The sequence below is a fragment of the Neobacillus sp. SM06 genome (assembly GCF_050496765.1).
Lineage (GTDB): Bacteria > Bacillota > Bacilli > Bacillales > Cytobacillaceae > JAEVLT01.
Window position 1 is genome coordinate 79768 of record NZ_JBNWEO010000014.1, and the last position, 23254, is coordinate 103021.

The window sequence follows — 23254 nt, forward strand, 5'->3', positions numbered from 1 at the left end:
CTTCATAACAATAGCTACCCATATTGGTAGCTATTGTTTTGTGCAACTAAATTAGTCATTTTCGGCTGGAGATGGCGCATAGCTTTCAGGCTGATTGGCCACTTCATCCGGCGTATGAACATTTTTCTCGCCTGGATATGGTTTGTCAAAGCCTTTAGTTGCATACCATACAGCATGGTTCAGCATATTGGCGTTCACATCATCTGGCGACGCTTTTCGCCCTGTTAACTTATCCTTGTTTTTATTGGACCATTCTGTCCATTTTTTCGAAAGCTCTTGAGTCTCTGGTGTTACTTTTTCTGTGCTGGCAAGCGCGGCAGTATTGGAATTCGGCTGTCCGTTTAGCGTATCGAGCGGTATTTGATTTGCCTCGAACGTGTACGGCGTAAAGTCCGGTTTATTTGTAAAAATCTCACTCATTGGCTCTGCTGCAGCATCGTTCTGATTCATCGGCTGGATTCCAAGAATCTGCTCTATGCTGCGAACCATATTGATCACCGTCCAGTAACGGCTGTCGGTTATGCCCTTTTTCACCCACGGACTAATAACATAAGCAGGTTCACGATGGCCATCAACATGATCCAGGCCATTTTGCGAATCGTCTTCCGTGATAAAAATAACTGAATCTTTCCAGTACTTGCTATGGGAGATTAAATCGACTATTTTCCCAACAGCTAAGTCATTATCTGCTACCATCGCTTGCGGTGTCGGCGTTCCAGTGGCATTGCCCGCTGTATGGTCATCTGTCACCCACAACGTATTAAATGCCGGCAAATCATTATTTTTCACATGGTTTTCAAATTGCTGTTTAAAAATTTCAAATCGATACTGATCTGGGATATTCATATCAAACGTTGGGAACGGTTTATACGTAATCGGTCCAAGCGGCAGAATATCTGTTGTTGCCTGATAGTTGCCAATTGGCACATGCAGGTTTCCTTGTTTTTGGCCGGAAAGGATTAGTGAATCGTTATACCAATCCGTCCAGCTGCCAAATGGAGCAGAACCGGTAAATCCTGTTGTGTCTTCACCAAAGTTTTCAACTGAAATTCCTTGTTTCATGGCTTGATCCCATAAGTGGCCGGTAGGTGCGTAGGCCATTGCATCGCCTGCGCCGCCCGGATAACTTCTTACGTTAGCCGTATCTGTTTCCTTATCTTCGTAATCTGTGTTTGTTCCCTGCATTACCCACTGGTGACCGCTGGCAGACTGAATGCCGGAAGTATAGAAATTATCAAGCAGCGGGTACGTTTCAGCAAGCTTGTGAAGGTTCGGCGTGACTTTTCTCGGGAATTGGGTTAATCCCGGCTCTCCGTTCCCTTTTCCCAAATCGCCTAGCACTTGGTCATATGTCCGGTTTTCTTTAATAATGTAGAAAACATGTTTAATGGTGGATGGTTCCCCAATGCGCTCTGGCATGGCAACAGGTTTTTTATTTTTCCTTGGTTTGGCATTTAAGTTCTTTAAGCCAAACCAGTTATTGTTTGCATAAACTTGTTTGGTTCCTTTCACAAGATCTTCATTAGATGGAAACGGAATTAGTGAAAGGGATCCTATTTGAGCGTATGAAGAATGGCCTGTTACTTTAATTCCCTGAATCGTTAAATCGCGTGCCGGTCCAAGGGAACCAACGCCATCACCATTGGCAACTACTAGTTGTTTGTTTGCAGGATCAACAGCAATGTCGACTGGAAACCATGCGGTTGGTAAAAGACCTTTGAGTTCCGCTTCTTCATCAGGTCCATTCCAGTCATAAACAGCGATGGCATTGTCACGGCCCAGGCTGACCATTAATTTGTTGTCAACGACTTTCACAGCATTTGGTGCAGCACCTTTTTTCGCATTTGGATAAGGTTGAACGTTGATCGTTTGCACCACTTTATTCGTTTTCGTGTCAATAACGGAAATCGAGTCGCTGTTCGTGTTGGCTACAAATAGGTACTGACCCGATTGTGTCATCCGTTCCGGCTGTACACCCACTTCGATATTTTTGACAACCGTATTTGTTGAAAGGTCAACAACCGAAACCGTTCCAGTTGAGGTGGCTCCGGTTTTCGGATCTACAACCACTTTGGTTCCGGAAGAACCAACAGTCGTATCACCCGCTTTTGCTACTCTGCCGCCTTGGTTTGTTACATAGGCAAAATTCCCGTTAACCAAAACGCTTGTTGGTGCGTTTTCAACAGAAATCTTTGCTGTTACGGAACCTGTAGCCGGATCAATGACGCCGAGGCTATTGTCACGGTTAAGTGCTACAAGCAGCTGCCCTTGAGGTCCTACTGCTAAATCGAGCGGATTGATATTGCCGCCAACCGCTGCATTCGGCAAGTTAAAACTGTTTTTGATTGCGGGATTGCCATTATCATCAATCGACATGACGACAACCTTTCCAGTTGTGCCAGAAGATCCAGTGGCATAAAGCTCTTTTCCGTCCTTCGAATACGCCAATCCCCACATATGTGAGAGACCTAAAGAGACATCGCTGGTCTTTAATTTTCCTGTTGCAAGATCAACAATATTGATTCCTTTTCCTCCGTAATTGTTACGGCCAACAATGGTTGCCGCTGTCTTCCCATTCGGATTCATTGCTACTGTAATCGGGTTTCCACCAAATTCAATTTGTTTCCCGGCTGGTGTGATCAATTGGTTCACCGGTGTCTGTACCGATCCATCTGGCTGCCTTCCAACAAGGTTGCTACCGAAAGCTCCATCCTGTGCCGCATAAACTCCTGCAGATCCGAGTAGAAAAATGCTTAATGTAAGTCCTGCCAACAACCGTTTCTTTTTCTTTAACTTTTTCAACATCTCTTTTTCACTCCCATCCTTGATCTGATTTCAGAATACTCCTAATTTATTAATCTACTATTGTTGGAATGTAAAAGAGTGTTAAAGAAAATTCTGCCTTTTAACCTAGGTTTTTTTAACCAATTCTCTTCCTTCACGATGTCTCTCTACCAAAAGGAAAAAGGAGTGAAACCCTTTTAAACAAAAAAACACACAAATCCAACTATTTTGCTCATGTCATCTATTTCATTCACAATGAAAATAAAAATGGCAAAAGACCTATTTTAATTATAAAAATTATGTAAATTCCATTGGTCGCTATCTCGTTAATATAGCGCATACATTTTATGTTACTCGAGAGGGTAAACTATTTTGAGTTTTACCCTCATCCCCTACCACGAGAAAATACTAGAATTACAGAATATCGTAGGAAATACAAATCGGTTTATCTGTTCTTGGATCTTTTGCTATTTGAGCATCAATTTGAAATACTTCTTCTAAGACTTGATGTGTCATGACCTCTTCGGCACTTCCTTCTTTGACAACTTTTCCTTCCCGAAGTGCGACCATATAGTGGGAAAAACGTGCAGCAAGATTTAAATCATGTATAACCATGACAATCGTCCGCCCCTGCTGCCGATTTAATTTTTCAAGAAGCTGGAGGATTTCCAGCTGATGAGCCATATCTAAATAGGTAGTTGGTTCATCCAGTAGCAGTAAGTCGGTTTCTTGGGCAACGGCCATGGCAATCCACGCCCGCTGACGCTGCCCGCCGGAGAGAGCATCAACAGGATGGTTTGCAAACGCTGTTAGATTTGTAACCTCTAACGCCCACTGAATCACCTTGCGATCCTTTTCTGACAATCTTCCAAATCCTTTTTGATAGGGGGAACGCCCGAACGAAATCAGCTCATAAACGGTTAATCCACTCGGTGCCTCAGGACTTTGTGGAAGAACCGCCATCTTCTTGGCAATTTCTTTTGTTGGAATTTGGTGAATGGTTTTTCCATCAAGGTAAATTGCACCCGATTTTGCCGAATGAACTCGTGCCATTGTTTTTAAGATCGTAGATTTCCCGCATCCATTTGCTCCGATAATCGTCGTTATTTCTCCTTTATTGATCGTTAAATTCAATTCTTCCACGATAATCTTATCTCCGTAGCCGATCGTTAGGCTCTTTGTTAAAAGTGAAACCATTTTGAACATATCTCCTTTATTTAGCAAATCAAAAAACGTTGTCGCGAGAAACCGGTAAAATTTCATTTAACTTTCATTAAGAGAAAAATAAAATAAGGCGCACCAAGAATGGCAACAACAATGCCAACCGGTATTTGGGTTGGGGCAAGAAGATTTTTGCCAAATGTATCAGCAAACAGTAATAAAAACGCACCCAATAACGCCGCAATCGGCAAAAGGAGCTGATGGGCAGGCCCGATTAGGCGTTTAGCAATATGCGGGGCGATCAATCCGAGAAAGGCAATCCCCCCACCTGCAGCAACACTAACCCCCGCCAAAGCCACAGAAACAACAAGCAACTTTTTTCTTTCTCTTTCCACACGAATGCCTAGACCAGTGGCAACTTGATCACCCAAATTTAGGATATTTAAGCTTGTTGACTTATAAATGGTATAGGGAATGAATATTAGAAGAATGACTGCCAGAATCGACACGAGAATCCAATTAGCTCCCCAAATATCCCCGGATAGCCAAACAGCCGCCTGCATAAAATCTTGTGGATTCATTTTTAGTTGAAAAATGATAATTGCGGCACCGAAACCTGAATTAACGCCAATTCCAACTAAAACAAGTCGAACAGGGTCGATTCCTTTTTTCCACGCCAATAGATAGATCGATAAAGCGGCCGCAAGTGCGCCTGCTAAAGCAAAGAGCGGCAATAAGAAGATGCCTAACGTACTGATCTGATTCATTGATCCTTGGAAATAATAGATAAACAGAATTACAAAAAGGCCGGCTCCACTATTGATCCCAAGTATTCCCGGATCAGCTAGTTCATTTTTTGTAATTCCCTGAAGAATCGCCCCGGAAACCGCTAACCCTGCGCCGATCAACAATGACAATACCATCCGAGGCAGCCTTAAATCCATTAAAATCAAGCGATCACGTGGTGTGCCAAAACCGATAAGCGTGTTAAGCACATCGAGAGGAGCAATCCGGACTACCCCCAAATTTAAGCTTATTGTAAAAAGAACAACGGTTAAGATGAATAATCCACTAATAATGCCAAAAAACGTTTTCTTTTTTAATTCAAAACCGTACATTAGATCCCTCTCCTTTCTCCACGGACAAGAAATAAGAAAAAGGGAACCCCAAGAAGTGCCGTTATTGCGCCGACAGGGGTTTCATAAGGGGCATTGACCATTCTTGAAGCAAGGTCGGCCAGGACAAGCAGCAAACCGCCGAAAATTCCCGAAATCGGAATGATCAAACGGTAATCCGAACCGATAAGAAATCGGACAATATGTGGAACCACAAGTCCAACAAATCCGACCGGGCCTGCTACAGATACTGCCGCTCCGGTTAATAACATCACGACCAAAACCCCCAGTATCTTGACTAGAGCCGTATTTTGTCCGAGGCCTTTTGATACTTCATCTCCAAGACTGAGGATGGTTATTGATTTTGAAATGTACATTGCCACCACTAAGCCGATTCCGCCAGCAAGAAACAGAATTTTAATGGATGTCCAATTAAGTGACGTTAACCCTCCTGCATACCAAAAGCTCATATTTTTCGCCACTTGCGTTTGCAAAGCAATTGCGCTTGAAACCGCACTAAGCATCGCACCGATGGCAACCCCGGCAAGTGCCAGTTTTACGGGCGTTAAACCTCCCTTGGAAAAAGCGCCAATGGTAAAAACAAGCGCAGCACCAAGACCTGCACCGACAAAAGAAGAAAAAGTCATACCTGCTATCGTCACAGATGGAAGAACGGACAAAGTAATAACAAGTGCGAAAGCGGCTCCGTCTGTTACCCCCATGATCGAGGGTGATGCGAGCGGATTCCGCGTCAGGCCTTGCATAATGGCACCCGATACGGCCAGGAATGCTCCCACCATCACAGCGCCAAGCGCCCGCGGCAAACGAATTTCTTGAATGATTTGATGTGAGGTAATGGTTGGATTAAAATTGGCCAGCGCCTCCCAAACTGTAGTCAGCTTGATCTCAGCAGCACCGTAAGATATCGAAAATCCAACAAAAATGATTGTAAAAAGCAATAGGAGAACGAATAAAAAAATACCTTTCAATTGCATCATTGATCCGTTTTTCTTTTCATTCAACTTTTTATGCATAACAAGACGAAACAAAAATCTGACACCCTCTCCAGATAAAGAACACTCTTTTTTTATAATGATAATCATTATCAACTAGTATAAAATAGACGACAACTTCTTTTCAATAACTCGATCGAATAAAATTGCCATCCAGAAATATCCTTCAAAATTTATTCAAAATTTTTTTATATCGTTTATTGACAGCTTTATTGAAAATGATTATCATTTGCATTAATGAAACGTTATCATAGGAGGAGAAAAATGTTACGCAAAAAACAATTCTATTTGGTCTTGACTTTATTATTGATGTTTGGCTTGGTAACTGCTTGTGGAAGCTCCGGAGGCTCTAAACCAACCGAACAGAAAAATACTGCTACTACACTAAAGGATGCAATGGGTGAAGTCGCCATTCCAGCAAATCCAAAACGAATTGTTGCACCTTATTTGGAAGATTCACTCGTTGCTTTAGGAGTGAAGCCAGCAGCCCAATGGTCGATTGGTGAAACGGTTTTAGACTATTTACAGCCTGAATTAAAAGGAGTTCCAAAAATCAGTTGGGATCTTCCGCTTGAACAAGTGATCAGCAAAAATCCTGATTTACTGATTTTCAGCTCCCCTTCTGCTATTCAAAAAGGGCAATATGAAGAATATAAAAAAATCGCTCCAACATATGTCTTTAAAGAAGAAGTCAGCGCAGATTGGCGACAGCAACTTTCTGAAATGGGGAAAATAGTTAACAAACAAACCGAAGCCAAAACATTTCTTCAACAATACAATGAAAAAGCAGCAGAAGCAAAGGCAAGAATCAATCAATCAATTGTCAATCAAACAGCGGCTATTTTATGGGTAATGGGCGATAAATTTTATCTTTTTGAAGGAAATCGTTTTGCCGCAAATGTTCTATACGAAGATCTTGGTGTGAAAAAGCCCGCCTTTGTTGAATCGATTGGCAATGCAGCTACTCAGTGGAATCCAATCACACTCGAAAAATTACCGGAAATTAAAGCCGATCATTTGTTTCTTATCAGCAAAAAAGGCGAGCCTGGATTGGATATTTTAACAAAAAGTTCCGTATGGAACGGGATCGATGCAGTGAAAAAAGGAAAAGTCCACGAAATCAATGACCCAAGCTACTGGACAATCAACGGAGCAATCGCCAGCAAAAAAGTCATTGATGACGCCGTTACGGCTTTAACAAAATAGGTTTCGGGACAAAATCACCAAAAAGGAGTCACTACTAAAGCGACTCCTTTTTGAAAAACTTCCTTCTATTAACTAATCTCTCCGCCGACGGCAACAATATCCGTTTCATTTGTGATTGTCGCTTCAATCGAAAGTTCCAATCCTTTCACAATCAGCTCCAAACTCATGCTTGGCTGTCCGGGATTGCGGACAATTTGTTCCGGAAGAAAAGGAATATGGATAAAACCGCCGCGAATTCCCCTGCCATTTGTCTCCAAATAATGCATTAGGCCATAAAAAATATGATTGCAAACGAAGGTTCCCGCCGTGTTGGAAACGGATGCAGGAATGCCATTGTCATTCAATTTTTTCATGATTGCCTTGACTGGAAGTTTGGAAAAATAAGCAGCAGGTCCGCCCGGAACAATTTCGCGATCAATCGGCTGGTTATTCTCGTTATCTGCAATTCTTGCATCGTCAACATTGATCGCAATCCGCTCAGGTGTAATTGCAGAACGGCCGCCAGCCTGGCCGACGCAAATCACGATAGCCGGATTAACATCCTCAATTGCTTCGTTCAACCTCACAATCGCCTTGCCAAAAACAGTCGGGATCTCTTTTGTAACGATTTCAAAACCGGTTATTTCTTTTCCATTCAACAGCTTCACTGCCTCAAGCGCCGGGTTGACCGGTTCTCCGCCAAACGGATCAAAGCCGGTAACAAGTACCTTTTTCATAGCAATCCCCTCCTCATCATTTACTAGAAATTATACACCAAGAAATACATCAGCAATATATTGATCACCAACAGAGGAATAGCTATCGGAATCTGCGCTTTGATGACGGCATTTTTATCCTTGAGCTCCAACAGCATTGCCGGGACAATATTGAAATTGGCGGCCATTGGTGTCATCAATGTACCGGTGTAACCGGCAAACATGCCAATTGCGGCCATAATTGCCGGGTTTCCGCCATGCATATGCACAATCAATGGCAAACCGATTCCGCCGGTGATGACAGCAAATGCAGCAAATGCATTTCCCATAATAATCGTAAATAGCGCCATACCTATGCAATAAGCAGCAACGGCAACAAATGGGATATTTGTTGGCAGTACATCCCCAACCATCTTCGATACAACATCTCCAACACCTGCTTTTGCAAAAATCCCGCCAAGTGCCGACAGCATCTGCGGCAAAATAATTGCCCAGCCAACCGCCTGCATTAACCGGCTTCCCTCATGCATCGCAGTCGCTGGCTTCGCTTTAGTCAGCAATTGTGCAACTACATAGGCTAGGATCGTACTTAGACCAAGTGATATTAAGGTAACCATTGCCGGATCGACAAGAAAAACGTTCCCAAATTGAATTTTCCCAAGAGTTAACGAGCCAATAACAGTGAAAATAGGTATAACCAGTGCCGGGATAAAAATCTTTCCTTGCAAGCGTGAGGCATGCTGTTCCCGCTCTTTTTTCGGCGCCTCGTCCTGATTCCCGCTTTTCACCTTGCCGATTGCCGCGATCACAACCATTGCAAGAACAAGATATCCAACGGCAATAGAGGGAACCATTTTTCCAAATAATAAGGTAAATGCAAAAATTCCCCAAAACAAAGTCGAACCGATTCGGCTCGGATGGTTTTTATCCATCGCTACTCGGATTGCTACAAACGCAGTAATAATTCCCAATAAATAATAAATATATTCAAGCGTGATGATTTTCATGTATGTTTTGCCCCCCTTATACCATCTTGCTGTTCTCTTTGTTTGCCATTTCCCGTTGAATGCGTTTGTCCATTACGCGAAAACGCCACATAGATAGGAAGAAGGCTGAAATCGCCGTTGGAATTCCCCAAAGCGCCATATCCCAAACACTGACATTCATCCCTACGGAGTCATAGAACCCTTTCATCAATAATATTGCTCCGGTTGCGATAAAAATGTCCTCGCCAAAAAACCAGCCGACATTTTCAGAAGCGGCCGCATGCGCTTTAATGTCCTCTTGAAGTTTTTCCGGAAGTTCCCCGTGTTTCGCTGACGCCGCACCTTCCGCCATTGGAGCGACAAGCGGCCGAACCGTCTGGGCATGACCGCCTATGTTAAGACCTAGCGACGCGCTCAATTCGCGAATCAGCAAATAAGACATTAACACTTTCCCTGCCGTTGCACCTTTTGCTTTTTTAATCAGCACTTCAGCCCTTTCTTTCAGACCGTAACGTTCCAATAGTCCGATTACGGGCAAACTGAGGATAATGGGCAAAGACATATAACGGTTATTAATAAAAACCTGGCCGAATTGGCTCATGACTTCGTTAAACGACATGCCTGAAACCAAACCAGTAACCACTCCAGCAACCATTACAACAAGCAGCGTATTCAAACGAAAGCCGAATCCAACTGCCACCAACAATATTCCAATAAGTTTGATCATCTTCTCATCCCCTTTAAAAAAAGCTACTTCCCTGCAGCCTGTATTTGTACATTTGAAGCATTAAGCTGTTCACGAATTTTCTGGGCGAAACGCAATGCATGGACTCCGTCGCCATGAATGCAAACAGTGTCGGCCTGAATGGCAATGTCTGCCCCCTGCCGCGACCGTACTTTACCTTCTTTTACCATTCGAACAACCTGAGCAATTGCCAATTTGTCATCGGTAATCAGTGCATCCGCTTGCCGTCTAGGCGTTAGCGACCCATCCGCTTGATACGTCCTGTCAGCAAAAACTTCACTTGCCGTTCGCAGGCCAACCGCCTTCCCCGCTTTTACGAGCTCACTGCCCGAAAGTCCGAATAAAATCAATTCAGGATCCACTTTATATACTGCTTCGGCAATTGCTTCAGACAGATCCTTATTTTTTGCTGCCATATTATAAAGTGCGCCATGCGGCTTAACATGCTGCAGTTTCCCACCCGCCGCTTTCACAAAACCGTAAAGCGCGCCAATTTGGTATACAACCATGTCATACGCTTCCTGCGCCGAAAGATCCATATTTCGGCGGCCGAAACCAGTCATATCCGGCAAGCCAGGATGGGCGCCAATGCCGATTCCCTTTTCCAAAGCCAGTTTCACTGTTTTCCGCATTGTTGCCGGATCTCCTGCATGAAAACCGCAAGCAATATTTGCTGATGTCACGTAAGCCAATATTGCTTCGTCCGTTCCCATTTTGTAAACACCAAAACTTTCTCCCATATCACAGTTCAAATCCACCCGATACAAGGAAATCCCCCCTAGTTTAATAGTTTTCTTTATTTCTAATCGGAATAGCTATCTTTTTAAACTTAATCCTTGTTTTAATAAGCGTAATTCCTTTTCTCGCGAACGAAGCAGTTCTTGCGCTTCTTCCAGTTGTATCTTCTGAAAGCGAATTTTTTCCCCCGGTTTCATTTGTGCCAGAATAGGGAGATCAATTGTGGCGACCTGGGCAATCTTTGGATAACCGCCCGTTGTTTGCCGGTCCGCCATCAATACGATCGGATTGCCATCTGAGGGGACTTGAATTGTTCCCGCTGTTACTGCTTCCGACACAAGCTCTTTCGTCTCCGTTAATTGAAGCTTGGGACCACTTAATCGATAACCCATTCGATCCGATTGAGGCGTTACGAAAAAGTTTTCCTTGAAAAATTGTTCTCTTGTTTGTGGCGTAAACCAATCATATTGACCACCGGGAATAACGCGGATTGTCGAGGAGGGGAAATAGTCCGGCAAAATCTCCTTACTGACAGACCAATCGCTTATAGAGAATGAGCTAGATCCCGCTTTTTCCGAAAGCCAGTGCATTCTTCGGAGTGCCAGATTTGAAGGCCTCTTTAGCTTTAATACATCACCATTTTTTAAAGCACGACCGCAAAAGCCGCCAATCCCTGCACGAAGATAAGTGCTTCGACTATTCATCACTTTAGGTACCTTCATTCCACCCGCAGCTGCCAAGTATGACCTGCACCCTGATTGAACAGCACCAAACGTGAGTTGGCTTCCTTTTTTCACGAATATTGGACGCCACTGAGATATTGCATGTCCATCAATTGCAGGGGATAAATCACCACCGCAAATCGCAATTAATGAGTCTTCCATAAACTGCAGTATCGGACCTTGCATCGTGATCTCAAGTACAGCCTCCCCCTCCTCGTTGCCTACCAATAGATTGGCAACACGGAAAGCGAACGCATCCATTGCACCGCCAACAATCACCCCGTATTTTTGCATTCCATATCTGCCTAAATCTTGGACAGTCGTAAGCAATCCAGAACGAACAACTTTAATGCTCATTGCCGCACACGCTCCTTCCACTGTTCGAATTCACGCCTTGAAATGGGATGAAAACGAACGATGTCGCCAGCTTGGAGTAAACTTGGCACACGATCATTTGGGCGAAAAAGCGCCTCTGGTGTTTTTCCGATCAACTGCCAGCCCCCAGGAGTTTCAATCGGGTAAACGCCTGTTTGCATCCCGGCAATGCCGACTGAGCCAGCAGGAATTTTTAAACGCGGGGAAGGCCTGCGCGGAGCCTGAATGCGCTCGGACATGCCGCCAAGATACGGAAATCCGGGGGCAAAACCAATCATATAGACTAAATAAGCCGTTTCCGTATGAATTTTTACGACTTCATCTTCTGTAAGGCCGTTATGTTTTGCAACATATTCAAGGTCAGGTCCAAATTCCTCTCCGTAGCAAACCGGAATTTCGACTGTTCTTGGCGATTCAGAAGGAATACCTTCCAATCCCGCCGCAATTCTCTCGATTTCGGAACATACCTCCTTGAAGGACCGCTTTAATGGATTATAATAAATGGTGACAGTGGAAAAAGCAGGAACAAATTCCACCATTCCCGGAAATGAATAATCTTGCAAAAAAGTCGCGAGCATCCTTACCTTCCGGTGCGCCGCTGAAGTAATATGGGTGTCGAACTGAATCAACAATGCCGAATCACCCAACGGAACCATTTTCATATAGCCTGAAGCCTCCTTTCCCTTATGTACCATACTTCAAATGAGATCAGGCTTCTGCATGACAAACTTTCAAGCCAACGCCAAAATCCTATTTTTTCGACAAATTTTCCAACTGTACGCTATATTTCGATAATTTTAATTTTAAATAAATCATACATTTTAACGAATAAAAATGCAATCCTATTTTTTTAAAAAACACATAGTAAAATCTGTATCTAAAAAATCCCCGCAGCCATTCCTGCAGGGTATAAAAAAAATCAATAGACTTGTTATTACCAGACTTCTAAACTAATGGATTCTACTTTCTCTTGACGATTACTTCGCATTCCTCTTCTAAGGGCTGAATCACGGCTGACATATCGAATTCGTTTAATCCTATATCTGCAGTATGCTGAAATGCCTGTTCTGCCGTTTGTCCGGTAAATTGTTTCAGCCCGGCTTCTTGTAAAAGCTGATTCGCCAACCGGACATCTTTAAGAACATACTTGACTGCACCGCCGGGCGTGAAATTACGATCAAGCACATAATGCTCCATATGCCGCCGCAATATCCGGCTATCTCCATAACTGACTTTTAAAATAGAAAAAAGCTGCTCAGAATCAAGGCCAAAAGCGGCACCAGCTACTATTGCTTCCGAAGCTGCAAGCGAATGGACGGCAACGAGGTATTGGTTGATCAGCTTAGCAATGCTGCCAGAACCAGACGGGCCAAGAAATTCAATCGTCTCTCCGAAAACTTCAAGAATCGGCAAAACGTTTTCAAACGCCTGCTTATCACCGCCGGCCATAATCGTTAATGTCCCATTTTCGGCTCCTTCAGGCCCTCCACTTATCGGTGAATCGAGAAAATGAATGCCCTTTTCAGAAGCTTGCCGAAAAACCTCTTTGCTTGTTTCCGGCCCAACCGTTGTCAGATCAACACAAATGGTTCCAGGAGGCGCATAGTTGATGACTCCTTCCTTTCCAAGATAAACCTCCAAAACATCCGCTGGCATTGACAAACAGGTGCAAATCATGCCGCATGCTGCAGCAAGGGCCTCAATTGATTCCACATGCAAAGCCCCTTGGCTTGCCAATTCTTTTGCTTTTTCTTTTGTCCGATTAAATACATGTACTTGATACCCGTGTGACAGCAGCCTTTTTACCATTCGAGAACCCATCACGCCGGTTCCGATAAAACCAATGTTCACGTTACATCCCACCTTCCTTTTTCAGCCAAGCAAAGCTGTCTGAACTTTTTTCTAACGGTATATACTCCAGTCCAACATATCCACTGTATGAATTGCTCAAATACTGAAAAATCGTCCGGTAATCGATTTTTCCAGTTCCCGGTTCGTGCCTCCCCGGAAAATCGGCTATTTGGACATGGCCGACATCACCCGCAAATTGCTTGTACAACTCCAGCGAATTTCCGTATATCCTTTCTATATGGTAAAAATCAAATTGCAGCCGTACATTTGACAAGTTCACTTTTGCTAAAATCTCTTTTGCCTGGTGAAGATTATGTAAAAAATACCCTGGCATATCGTACTGGTTGATCGGCTCGATTAAAAGTGTTAAGTCATGCTTCGCCATCTCCGCCCCTGCATAGGAGAGGTTCTCCAAATAAACCTTTTCTGCAGCTCCTCTCTCTGCTTCGGAAACAATTCCTGCCATACAATGCACCTTGGAAACATGTAAAGCCTTTGCATACTCGATACCCGTTTGAATCGATTGTTTAAATTCTTCCGTTCGATCCGAAATTGCCGCCAGCCCCCGATCTCCCTTTTCCCAGGCACCCGAAGGCAAATTCAGTAACACCATTGATAAGTCGTTAAGCTCAAGTTCGTGGCGAATCTCATCTATTGAAAAATCATACGGAAACTGACACTCAACAAACGAAAAACCACATTCCCGTGCTTTCTTAAACCGTTTCAAAAAAGGAAACTCTGTAAAAATTGTCGATAGATTCACAGCAAATCGATTCATCCCAACCTCCAAATAATAAAAATTTTCAGAAAAACAATAATAAAAAATTCGACCTACACATCGTCATTTCCTCTTTAAACGACAAACTTTCTCGTCGACATGACTTATAACAAAAGCGCCTTTGGCAACTAGGGCACAAATCTGTAAGTTCCTAAAATACAAAAACATCCTGGCGCACAGGTCTCCAGGATGTTGTAAGTATTCGATTACACAGTATACTCCACAATCTTGCCGCTTTCATCAATATACTCAATTACAGATTTATTTGTTTTCAAGTCGATCAACAATGTACATTGCTGATCATCTTTTTTCCAGGATAGACGGATTTCATCTTGAGCTGAGTCCAATACGCTAAACTCGCCATTAAATGCCGGATACTCATTTCGAAAACGGATCAAGTTTAACAGTCTTTGAACAACGTCTTTTTCAAGCGATTGCTCAATTTCGGGAAGTGTATAATTGTGTCGGTTGATTTCGCGGCCTTCTCCCATTTCTTTCACTCGTTCAAAATCATTTTCGCCGGCAAGCAGCCCAACATAATACACTTGAGGCACGCCAGGGGCAAAGAATTGAATCGCCCGTGCTGCCAAATAGGCATCATCATCACGATTTAACATGGAATAATACGTACCGCGAATTTGATGCACGTCAAAACCGTCTTCAGCCTTGTGCTCGTCAGATAAAATCAGGCTTAAGTTTGACCCTCTTTCGACACAGACGTCGACCAATTGCCTTGCCTCTTTTGTATCAATCAAATCATCCAAATCTGGCTTTACCGGAACGCCATCATGGCAGTCAAGCATTGTAAATTGTTTGTGCGGGCGGGTTTTCAAGTATTGAAGCAGTTCAGCGCTTCGTTTATTTACAATCGTATCAAGGATCCGGTATGGCAAAATAAAGTCGTATATCCAACAGCCGTGCTCTGCCAGCTTGTATTGCGTCGTATAATGGGCATGTACTTCAGGGAGAAGTTCAATATCCAATGATTTGGCTAAATCCATGATCCAGTCAAGAAACTGATAAATTTCCGGTTCGACGAAAAAACAGCTTGTCCCAAGCTTTTTAATGACATAGCCAACGGCATCCAGGCGAACAATTTTCACATTTTGCTTTTTAAAGTTTGTGAAAAACTCTGTTAAGAGTTGCTTAACCTTTTCGGAGTGGATATCAAGATCAATTTGCTCAGAAGGATCGGTTTTGCCAAACGTTGTCCAAACCTTCTCTTCCTCACCCGTTTCTTCAATTGTAAACGTCGAATATGGCCGCGGTCGGCGCAAAAACATTTTATCAATGTCTTCCTGAACAGGCTTGCCATCTTCCCATAGTTTCTCTACCGTAATAAATAAATCTGCATATTCCGATTTCCGGCCATTTTTCAAAAAATCCTGAAAATATTCCGATTGACGAGAAATATGATTGACCATTAAATCGACCAATACATCGAATTTTTCACCGATTGTCCGAATGTCAGCCCATGTACCAAAACTTGGTTCAATTTCCAAATAGGTTAATGGCGCAAAGCCTCGATCCCCTGAAGACGGGAATGGTGGCAAAATGTGGACTCCCCCCTTAAAAATATCCGCAAAATGGTTATTCAAAACTTGATTGAGTGTTTTTAAATCCCCACCAAGAGAGTCCGGATATGTTATAAGCTGTACCTGATTTTTTACCGGCATGTTCTTAAACCTCCTGCAATTCATATTGCTGTTTAATTTCTTCAAGAGTTGGCAATTCAACAACCGCACCCGTATATTTTAATTTATAAGCACTGACGGCAAAGCCAAGCTTTAGGGCATGGCGAATCGTATGTCCTTTCACAATTGCCGCATAAAAGCCGGACCAGAAGGCATCGCCAGCACCAGTCGTATCGACCACTTCTGTTGCCAGTGTCTCAAATGAAGCCGTTTCTTTTCCATTGGAAACAATGGCCCCATCTTTGCCCAATGTCATAATGACAAGTTTCGCCCCAAGTTTTAAAAACTTCTCAACCTGATTTTCCGGTGTATCTTTGCCAAACAATCGTTCCGCATCATCTTCAGATGGTTTCACAATATCCACCTTACGAACAATCGATTTCACATACTCTACGCCATCCTCGCCTTTTTGCCAAATCATCGGATGGTAATTCGGGTCAAAAGCAATGAAGATACCATTTTTTTCAGCCTCAGCCATTACCCGTTCGATTGTCTGACGAACCGGCTGCATGGAAATCGGCCAGCAGGAAAAATGGACAATTTTTGAGTTTAGCAACGCCTCTTCGAGTTTCGGTGTGTAATCCAAATGGTAATCGGCACCGCGATAAAAGATTGGAATCGGGGTTGATCTACTTTTGGTCACTACAACCATGCTCGTTGAAGCCTCTGCTTGCTGAACGCAGCTTGTGTCCATGCCGGCATTTTTCAAATGATTTGTTAAAAATGTTCCAAATCCATCCTTGCCGACAGCTGATGCCACAAGGGAACGGATCCCTAATTTTTTTGTGTTCATGGCAATATTCGAAGGTGAACCCCCGAAAAATTTTTGGTACGTGCTGCTTTCAAAATTCACATCATAATCGGAAGAGATCATGTCAATCAGCAATTCCCCTACTGTGAGAAGATCATTTTTTTTGGTTGGAAAGTTGATTTTTTCATCTAACGCAAACATTATGCCACTCCCATTTCCGGGCATGATACCCGACCTTTCTCTGTTAAAAAATTACTTTACCGCAGAAATCTCCCATTCTCGTTGAATCGAAAGTTCCGCTGCCAGCTTTTTCAAGTCTTCAAGCGGAAGTCCGCGTTTTTGCGCAGATTTTTCGATCAATTCGATCTCAACATTCATGGCTTTCGATAAAATCTCTTGCTCTATATTTCGATTGATATAGTAATAGAATTGTACCAGTACTTCTGAAGGCAATTGCTCATACAAGCTGCACAAAATGGACACTCCTTAGGTAAATAACTTAGTCGTTTAAATGCGATCCATCTACGTAAACGCTTACGATGCCTTTATCATATGTCAACCGCTTTCATATGTCAATCGGTTGACACAAAAAATTACACTGTGGTTCCTTTTTTTATGGAAACTGGAATGGTTTCTTCGTATTGACGCTCAAACTGTTTGCCTTCAATTAAATCAATTAGCATGGAGACAGATTTTTCCGCAATTTGTTTGATCGGCTGCCGGATTGTTGTCAAATGCGGCAAGCAAATTTGGACGGTTTCCGTGCCATCATAACCAATTACCTTCAAATCATCCGGTATTTTCCTTCCAATTCCGTAAGCTTCAGCCAAAATGGATGCAGCGATTAAATCATCACTTGCAAAAATCCCATCAATATCCTGATGCTCATCAAAAATTTTATGAATCATCCGAATTGTGGAGGGTTGTTGAAAATTGACCGGCAGTTCATAAATGACCGGTTCGATTCCATGGTTTTTCATGACATCCTTAAATGCATTCGTCCGCTGATTGGCAGGCGTTTTCAATTGCTGTGGACCGCAAATATGGATAATTTTCTTGCAACCGCTTTCCAATAAAAGCTCAGCGGCTATCTTTCCGCCTTGATAATTATCAGAGGAAACGACCGGAATCGAATCTGATAGATACCGATCAATAGCAACGACCGGAAAGCGGATTTTCTCATAATTCAACGTTCCTTGGTTATGAGTACCAACAATGATTCCATCTACTTGATTTCTTTGCAACATTTCCAAATATTCGCTTTCCTTTTCTTGGTCATTCAAACTATTGCAAAGTAAAACCTTGTACCCTCGCGTTGAGCAAATTCGTTCGATGTTTAAAATTAATTCGCCGAAAAAAGGGTGGCTGGTGGTTGGAAAAATAAGTCCAATGAACTTCGTACTTTTTCTAAACAAAGAACGCGCGACATCATTTGGGAAATAATGGAGCTCCTCCATTGCCTGGTACACTTTATTCCTTGTTTCCTCACTAATATATCCGCGATTGTTAAGAACCCTCGACACAGTTGTTGCTGACACCCCCGCAAGCGTGGCAACGTCCTTTATATTTGGTTTCATCCCTTTTACCCCACAATCCATTTCTCCAAAGTAAACTTTTTTCGATTCCTATCTTAACTAAAAAGCGGAATGATTCAATTCGATTAGTGTTTAATTGTTTGTTTAAATTTAAAAATGCTCTTTAAATCAGCCGGATGCCAATAGGCAATTCCAGTTCCGATTAAAAGGAGAATCCCTGTTACTGCAAACACGCTTTGCACCGGAAAAACGCCGCCAAGAAAGCCGCCAATCATTGGTCCGACCATGCCGCCGATCTGATTGGCAGTCTGATTTAAGCCAAATGCCCTACCGCGGAAATTTTCGGAAGTCGATTTGACAACTAGCCCGTTTAAAGCTGGGAAAACTGCAGAGAAAAAGATGCCAAAGATAAACCGGATAATTGAAAATCCCCAAATATGGCTAAAAAAAGTTTGCGCCAGCATACCGAGCGCACCGCCAAAAAGGCCAATCACTAGAACTTTGTTAAACCCTGCCTTATCGGCCCATTTCCCCCAGAATGGCGCGAAGATTGCACTAGCAATGCCAGGAAGCGAGAAAACAATCCCTGCAATTAGTGAAGCATGGGCAGACGATCCGCCCAATTTAACCACATATAATGGCAAAATCGGCTCAACCGTCATGACAGAACCGGAAGCAAGCACTGTCAAAACGATCACGAGCATTAACGGATGATTGAGCCATGCGGCTTTCAAGTCATTTCTGACGGATCCCTTTTCCTTGCTAGGTGTGAAATTTTCTTCGATTACCCAAAAGATGATTAAAAGGGTCGAAATAAGTACAATTAAGCCAGCGGTGGCAAAAGCCCAGCGGTTCCCAATTAACGAAGAGATTCCACCGCCAAGCAATGGTCCCACAATCTGCCCAGATGCTGAAGCAGTCGAAATCAAGGAAAGCGCATAACCGACTTTATCGTTAGGTGTATTCGTTCCGATCAAGGCAATTGCCCCCGGAATAAATCCACTCAGCAAACCTTGAAGAATCCTAAGCACCAAAATTTGATACGGATTTGTGACGAAGGCCATTAATGTATAGATGACAAACAGGACAAATCCAGCTCGAACGATCATAGGTTTTCTGCCATATTTATCGGCGACGCGCCCCCAAAAAGGTGAAGCAATCGCACCTGCAAAAAAAGCAGAGCTAAAAATGAGACCCGACCAAATTTCTGTATGCTGCTGTACCCCGATTTGCAGCAAAAAAATTGGCAAAAAAGGAATAACCATTGAAAAACTTGCCGCTGTAAAAAAAACACCAACCCACAATACCCATAAATTCCGTTTCCATATCAGCATATTCTTCGCTCTCCACCCATTTTGAATCAATTTTAAAAAACAGCCTATATGGGCGACTGCAAAACCCTTCCATCCACAGAAAAATTATTAAAGTCATCATACCATATGTAAAATTATTTTTATACCCGAAATAATTTCTTGTGAAAAAAAGGGCGATCCCGTTTGTTTTTTACGAGTTGAGCGGATTTGCGGATTCATGCGTGGGCTTGGTTTCTTGTTCGATGTCTTTGGATGGGAATTCGACGTGGTTGATCTGGAATTCGACGTGGTTGACCCGGAATTCGACGCGGTTGCCGGTTGATTCAACGTGGTTGACCCGGAATTCGACGGGTTTGCCGGTTGATTCGACGCATTTGGCCTGGAATTCGACGTGGTTCCTGATTGATTCGACGCATTTGATCCGGAATTCGACGCGGTTGCCGGTTAATTTATAATGCTACATATAAACTAGACAATAAAAAAGGAGTTTCTTAGTTGTATGTCAACCACTCGAAGAAAGTTTAACCCAGAAGAAAAAGCGCAAATTGTACTGGAAATCCTAAAGGAAGAAAAGTCAGTTTCACAGCTCGCTTCTGAGCATGGGATCCATACCAATGTCCTCAACCGGTGGAAATCCGAGGTGGTACAAAACCTCTCACAGCTGTTTGTTGATGATCGTAAAGGTATCACCAAAATGAAAAAAGAATATGAACAACAAATCAATGAACTCTACGCCGAGGTTGGTAAGTTAACCACCCAATTGTCGTGGCTTAAAAAAAAATCTGGCCTCTAACTTTACTCGTGAAGAGCGTATTGATCTCATAGAATGGGATTGCTCCGAACACTCCATCCTCGTACAAGCGGATTTACTTAATCTAAACCGCACCAGTCTTTACTATAAGCCGGTCCCTCCCTCTCCGGAGGAAATTCGCCTCAAGCACCGGATTGATGAGCTATACACAAAGCATTCTTTTCTGGGCTATCGAAAGATAGCTGCCATTATGAATCGAGAAGGGGATCTTATTCACGAAAATACAGTAAGAAAGTACATGCGAGAGATGGGTATTATGGCTATCTATCCCGGTCCGAACCTTAGCAAACGGGATCTCCAGCACCGGATCTACCCCTACCTACTTCGAGGGCTAAACATTACTCAGCCCGACCAGGTTTGGAGTGTGGATATCACGTATATCCGGATGAAGCAAGGCTGGATGTACCTCTACGCCATCATGGATTGGTATTCTCGCTTCATTGTGGATTGGCAATTGGATCAAAGCCTTGAAATCGGGTTCGTATTAGAGACTATGAGAAGGGCGCTAGCCAAACGCAAACCCGCCATTATTAACAGTGATCAAGGGAGCCACTTTACCAGCCCACAGTACACAGATTTGCTAAAGGAGAACGAAATCCGCATCAGCATGGATGGCAAAGGCCGTGCAAAGGACAACATCGTTATAGAACGGTTCTGGCGTAGCCTGAAGTACAATGAGATTTATATCAACGACTATACTAGCCCGCGAGAAACGAGGCAAGGTGTGGAACGCTATATCCATCTACACAACCACTACTTACCACACCAGTCATTGGATAACCATACACCAGCTGCTGTGTATAACCGGGATGTTGTACTGTTATCCACATGTGAATAACAGTAGCGGTGTTCGTCAAGAAAGTTGTCTTATATTTATATCTAAACTTAAAAAATCCTACCGCGCTTCGCTTGCTGCCCTCTTCATAAAAGATTCGTTCTAACGAACCAATCTTTTATGAAGAGGATGAAATTTTACCAACATTTCAGCGCTTTGGGGTGATCTTGGGTGTAGGAGGAAACCATTTCTCCCACGCCTTCGCTTATACTATGTCCTCCACCTGTGGACAATATCTAATTGGCGCTATTCCCCTCAATTTCCATACAGGAAGAGGAGATCAAGACCCTTGTATTATAGAAATATCTAAGTAATTTAATCTTGTATACACCTTAATTTTTCAAAAAAACTGTCTTGACTTCTTGTAGCACCATAATTCGACGCGTTTGGCCTGGAATTCTACGCGTCTCCCGATTGATTCGACGCATTTGACCCGGAATTCGACGTGGTTGCCGGTTAATTCAACGTGGTTGACCTGGAATTCGACGCATTTCCCGATTAATTCGACGCATTTGTCGAATAATTCAATCCGACACCTTTACCAGGACAAAAAATGGCCCAGCAGATAACTAGGCCATTCTATTATTCAATACAGAGCGCTAAACTCTTTTGGTTTGCAATTCCTGTTTTTGATCAACCCGTCCCTCTCTATCCCAGCTATTTTTTCTGCAACAGGTCATACAAGGTCAAAGCAACAATCTTAGTTGCTTTTATTAAATCTTCTATTCTGACATTTTCATCGGCACGATGTCCATTTGCTTCTGCCAATGTTCGCGGGCCTGCTCCAAATAACACTACCGGGATTCCAGCTTCATAGAAATGCCGCGCATCGGTATAAAGCGGCGAACCGCTGACAGGAAGTTCTTCTCCGCCCATCAGTTCTCGCCAATTGGTCTTAACCGCTTGGATTAAAGGGGAATCGACAGAAATAGGACCAAAACTCTTCGCTAACAAAACCTGAGTTACTTCCGGATCAACTCCTGGAAAATTTTTCAGCGTTTCTGTAACAATCTCTCGGATTTCCGACTCTGCTGCTGCAGGATCTTCCTCTGGAATTAAACGCCGATCCAACCGGATTGCTGCTGTATCCGGAACAACATTCGTATTGATTCCTCCGGAAATTAAGCCCACTACTAAACTAGGAGACTCGATCCCGGGAACAGCCGATTTTATTTTTGAAAATCCTTTCCTGTACTCATACAATGCGCTTAAAACACCGTTCATCGCTTCAAGGGCATCATGCCCAAACTGCGGTTCTGCCGCATGAGCAGATTTCCCCTTTAACTTAACTTCTAAATGCAGACAGCCATTGTGGGCATTGACGAGGGAATACGTGAATCCCGGGCAAATTGCCATATCCGGGTGAATCAGCTTTTTTTCAAGCAGCCATTTCGGGCCAATTTCCCCGCCTGATTCTTCATCAAAAGTAAACGCCAAAGAGACTTTTCCGCTTAAATGATCTTTGACTTCTCTTAATGCAAGGGTAGCAAAAGTAAAGGAAGCAATATCCGATTTTGAAACAGCGGCACCACGGCCGTACATTTTTCCATCGACAATCTGACCGCCATACGGATCCTGCATCCACCCTTTGCCGGGAGGGACAACATCCCCATGCGAGTTAAGGGTAATTTCCAGACCATCATTGCCAAATGATTGAAAACCAATAACATTTGCGGTTTTCGTCATGCCAACGGCTTTTACTTTTTCCTCTTCAACTTGATGGATGAAAACATTTTCAAATTTGAATTCTTCAAGCCTTCTATATAGATGTTCCGCAATTCTTTGACAATCTCCAGGTGGGTTATCAGAAGGAATCCCAACAAGCTGATTTAAAAAATCGATTAAGTTTTCTTGCTGGTCATCAATGAATTGAAGGATTTGCAGTTTCTCTAAAGATAAGGTCTTTGTATTCATACTGATCTCCTGTCACAATTATAGAAAGTAATTTTAACACGATCTGGCATACGATTAACCATAGTCATTTATGAAAAAATAATTTGTATTAATAATATCACTTTTCAGAAAAATGGCAATCCCTTGCTTATTTGAAGAATAGCTGCAATTTGTGTAAAAAATCGAACTCATCTATTGATCTATGACATTTTTGTGGAATCTTTGTTTTCTGATTTTTTGGCGATCGATCGGT

Annotated in this window: 20 protein-coding genes; 2 read left to right on the forward strand and 18 right to left on the reverse strand. The window is 43.0% G+C overall.

All coding sequences use genetic code 11. From position 1 onward, the window contains the following. Positions 1-51: 51 nt before the first annotated feature. The 4 genes from ACQYAD_RS08960 to ACQYAD_RS08975 form a co-directional block, all read right to left on the reverse strand. The gene (locus ACQYAD_RS08960; protein WP_430237404.1) at positions 52-2805 is read right to left on the reverse strand and encodes a bifunctional YncE family protein/alkaline phosphatase family protein; all 2754 of its coding nucleotides are present in this window, start codon (positions 2803-2805) and stop codon (positions 52-54) included. Between the two features lie 393 nt (positions 2806-3198). Further along, positions 3199-3981, reverse strand: coding sequence for an ABC transporter ATP-binding protein (locus ACQYAD_RS08965; protein ID WP_430237407.1), 783 nt, complete (start codon positions 3979-3981; stop codon positions 3199-3201). 62 nt (positions 3982-4043) lie between these two features. Beyond that, positions 4044-5063 (reverse strand): FecCD family ABC transporter permease, encoded by a 1020-nt coding sequence (locus ACQYAD_RS08970; protein WP_430237410.1) that lies wholly within the window; start codon positions 5061-5063, stop codon positions 4044-4046. Next, complete coding sequence (locus tag ACQYAD_RS08975) at positions 5063-6094, reverse strand: FecCD family ABC transporter permease (protein ID WP_430237600.1); 1032 nt, start codon at positions 6092-6094, stop codon at positions 5063-5065. Before ACQYAD_RS08975 ends, ACQYAD_RS08970 begins: the two co-directional genes overlap by 1 nt. A gap of 243 nt (positions 6095-6337) precedes the next feature. On the opposite strand from ACQYAD_RS08975, the gene ACQYAD_RS08980 reads away from it, so the two are divergent. After that, positions 6338-7279, forward strand: coding sequence for an ABC transporter substrate-binding protein (locus ACQYAD_RS08980; protein ID WP_430237412.1), 942 nt, complete (start codon positions 6338-6340; stop codon positions 7277-7279). A gap of 68 nt (positions 7280-7347) precedes the next feature. Here ACQYAD_RS08980 and pcp read toward each other — a convergent pair whose 3' ends face one another. The 13 genes from pcp to ACQYAD_RS09045 all read right to left on the reverse strand — a co-directional run bounded on the left by pcp (position 7348) and on the right by ACQYAD_RS09045 (position 19483). Further along, positions 7348-7995 (reverse strand): pyroglutamyl-peptidase I, encoded by a 648-nt coding sequence (pcp, locus tag ACQYAD_RS08985; protein WP_430237415.1) that lies wholly within the window; start codon positions 7993-7995, stop codon positions 7348-7350. Positions 7996-8018: 23 nt separating this feature from the next. Next, positions 8019-8981, reverse strand: a complete 963-nt coding sequence (locus ACQYAD_RS08990) for a DUF979 domain-containing protein (protein ID WP_430237418.1) — start codon at positions 8979-8981, stop codon at positions 8019-8021. A 16-nt stretch (positions 8982-8997) separates the two neighbouring features. After that, a complete protein-coding gene (locus ACQYAD_RS08995) occupies positions 8998-9687 on the reverse strand; it encodes a DUF969 domain-containing protein (RefSeq protein ID WP_430237420.1) in 690 nt (229 codons plus the stop codon). Positions 9688-9710: 23 nt separating this feature from the next. Continuing rightward, a complete protein-coding gene (locus ACQYAD_RS09000; RefSeq protein ID WP_430237422.1) occupies positions 9711-10472 on the reverse strand; it encodes a LamB/YcsF family protein in 762 nt (253 codons plus the stop codon). Positions 10473-10520: 48 nt separating this feature from the next. Further along, positions 10521-11522, reverse strand: coding sequence for a biotin-dependent carboxyltransferase family protein (locus ACQYAD_RS09005; RefSeq protein ID WP_430237425.1), 1002 nt, complete (start codon positions 11520-11522; stop codon positions 10521-10523). Continuing rightward, positions 11519-12202, reverse strand: a complete 684-nt coding sequence (pxpB, locus tag ACQYAD_RS09010; RefSeq protein WP_430237428.1) for a 5-oxoprolinase subunit PxpB — start codon at positions 12200-12202, stop codon at positions 11519-11521. The genes ACQYAD_RS09005 and pxpB overlap by 4 nt, the downstream gene beginning before the upstream one ends. A gap of 298 nt (positions 12203-12500) precedes the next feature. After that, positions 12501-13391: an NAD(P)-dependent oxidoreductase gene (locus tag ACQYAD_RS09015; protein ID WP_430237430.1), complete on the reverse strand. Its 891-nt coding sequence runs from the start codon at positions 13389-13391 to the stop codon at positions 12501-12503. A 1-nt stretch (position 13392) separates the two neighbouring features. Then, positions 13393-14169: a TIM barrel protein gene (locus tag ACQYAD_RS09020; protein ID WP_430237433.1), complete on the reverse strand. Its 777-nt coding sequence runs from the start codon at positions 14167-14169 to the stop codon at positions 13393-13395. A 206-nt stretch (positions 14170-14375) separates the two neighbouring features. Next, positions 14376-15845 (reverse strand): sucrose phosphorylase, encoded by a 1470-nt coding sequence (gene gtfA, locus ACQYAD_RS09025; RefSeq protein WP_430237435.1) that lies wholly within the window; start codon positions 15843-15845, stop codon positions 14376-14378. 4 nt (positions 15846-15849) lie between these two features. Continuing rightward, entirely contained in the window at positions 15850-16815 is a 966-nt protein-coding gene (locus ACQYAD_RS09030) for a carbohydrate kinase family protein (RefSeq protein ID WP_430237438.1), read from the reverse strand. Between the two features lie 51 nt (positions 16816-16866). Next, on the reverse strand, positions 16867-17088 hold the full coding sequence (locus ACQYAD_RS09035) for a hypothetical protein (RefSeq protein ID WP_430237440.1): 222 nt from the start codon (positions 17086-17088) through the stop codon (positions 16867-16869). Between the two features lie 119 nt (positions 17089-17207). Next, positions 17208-18191: a LacI family DNA-binding transcriptional regulator gene (locus tag ACQYAD_RS09040; protein ID WP_430237442.1), complete on the reverse strand. Its 984-nt coding sequence runs from the start codon at positions 18189-18191 to the stop codon at positions 17208-17210. Between the two features lie 83 nt (positions 18192-18274). After that, a complete protein-coding gene (locus ACQYAD_RS09045) occupies positions 18275-19483 on the reverse strand; it encodes an MFS transporter (RefSeq protein WP_430237444.1) in 1209 nt (402 codons plus the stop codon). 478 nt (positions 19484-19961) lie between these two features. On the opposite strand from ACQYAD_RS09045, the gene ACQYAD_RS09050 reads away from it, so the two are divergent. Beyond that, positions 19962-21111, forward strand: a protein-coding gene (locus tag ACQYAD_RS09050; protein WP_430234555.1) for an IS3 family transposase whose coding sequence is annotated in 2 segments (ribosomal slippage) — positions 19962-20236 and positions 20235-21111 — 1152 coding nt in all. Because the reading frame shifts where the segments join, the coding sequence is not laid out codon by codon here. Between the two features lie 654 nt (positions 21112-21765). On the opposite strand, the gene ACQYAD_RS09055 is transcribed toward ACQYAD_RS09050, so the two are convergent. After that, positions 21766-23022 (reverse strand): ArgE/DapE family deacylase, encoded by a 1257-nt coding sequence (locus ACQYAD_RS09055; protein ID WP_430237447.1) that lies wholly within the window; start codon positions 23020-23022, stop codon positions 21766-21768. Between the last annotated feature and the right edge of the window lie 232 nt (positions 23023-23254).

What these genes read in the sequence shown, in the direction of transcription:
- ACQYAD_RS08960 (WP_430237404.1), bottom strand. Translation starts at nt 2,805, where the DNA reads ATGTTGAAAAAGTTAAAGAAAAAGAAACGGTTGTTGGCAGGACTTACA.
- ACQYAD_RS08965 (WP_430237407.1), bottom strand. Translation starts at nt 3,981, where the DNA reads ATGGTTTCACTTTTAACAAAGAGCCTAACGATCGGCTACGGAGATAAG.
- ACQYAD_RS08970 (WP_430237410.1), bottom strand. Translation starts at nt 5,063, where the DNA reads ATGTACGGTTTTGAATTAAAAAAGAAAACGTTTTTTGGCATTATTAGT.
- ACQYAD_RS08975 (WP_430237600.1), bottom strand. Translation starts at nt 6,094, where the DNA reads ATGCATAAAAAGTTGAATGAAAAGAAAAACGGATCAATGATGCAATTG.
- ACQYAD_RS08980 (WP_430237412.1), top strand. Translation starts at nt 6,338, where the DNA reads ATGTTACGCAAAAAACAATTCTATTTGGTCTTGACTTTATTATTGATG.
- pcp (WP_430237415.1), bottom strand. Translation starts at nt 7,995, where the DNA reads ATGAAAAAGGTACTTGTTACCGGCTTTGATCCGTTTGGCGGAGAACCG.
- ACQYAD_RS08990 (WP_430237418.1), bottom strand. Translation starts at nt 8,981, where the DNA reads ATGAAAATCATCACGCTTGAATATATTTATTATTTATTGGGAATTATT.
- ACQYAD_RS08995 (WP_430237420.1), bottom strand. Translation starts at nt 9,687, where the DNA reads ATGATCAAACTTATTGGAATATTGTTGGTGGCAGTTGGATTCGGCTTT.
- ACQYAD_RS09005 (WP_430237425.1), bottom strand. Translation starts at nt 11,522, where the DNA reads ATGAGCATTAAAGTTGTTCGTTCTGGATTGCTTACGACTGTCCAAGAT.
- pxpB (WP_430237428.1), bottom strand. Translation starts at nt 12,202, where the DNA reads ATGAAAATGGTTCCGTTGGGTGATTCGGCATTGTTGATTCAGTTCGAC.
- ACQYAD_RS09020 (WP_430237433.1), bottom strand. Translation starts at nt 14,169, where the DNA reads ATGAATCGATTTGCTGTGAATCTATCGACAATTTTTACAGAGTTTCCT.
- gtfA (WP_430237435.1), bottom strand. Translation starts at nt 15,845, where the DNA reads ATGCCGGTAAAAAATCAGGTACAGCTTATAACATATCCGGACTCTCTT.
- ACQYAD_RS09030 (WP_430237438.1), bottom strand. Translation starts at nt 16,815, where the DNA reads ATGTTTGCGTTAGATGAAAAAATCAACTTTCCAACCAAAAAAAATGAT.
- ACQYAD_RS09040 (WP_430237442.1), bottom strand. Translation starts at nt 18,191, where the DNA reads ATGAAACCAAATATAAAGGACGTTGCCACGCTTGCGGGGGTGTCAGCA.
- ACQYAD_RS09045 (WP_430237444.1), bottom strand. Translation starts at nt 19,483, where the DNA reads ATGCTGATATGGAAACGGAATTTATGGGTATTGTGGGTTGGTGTTTTT.
- ACQYAD_RS09055 (WP_430237447.1), bottom strand. Translation starts at nt 23,022, where the DNA reads ATGAATACAAAGACCTTATCTTTAGAGAAACTGCAAATCCTTCAATTC.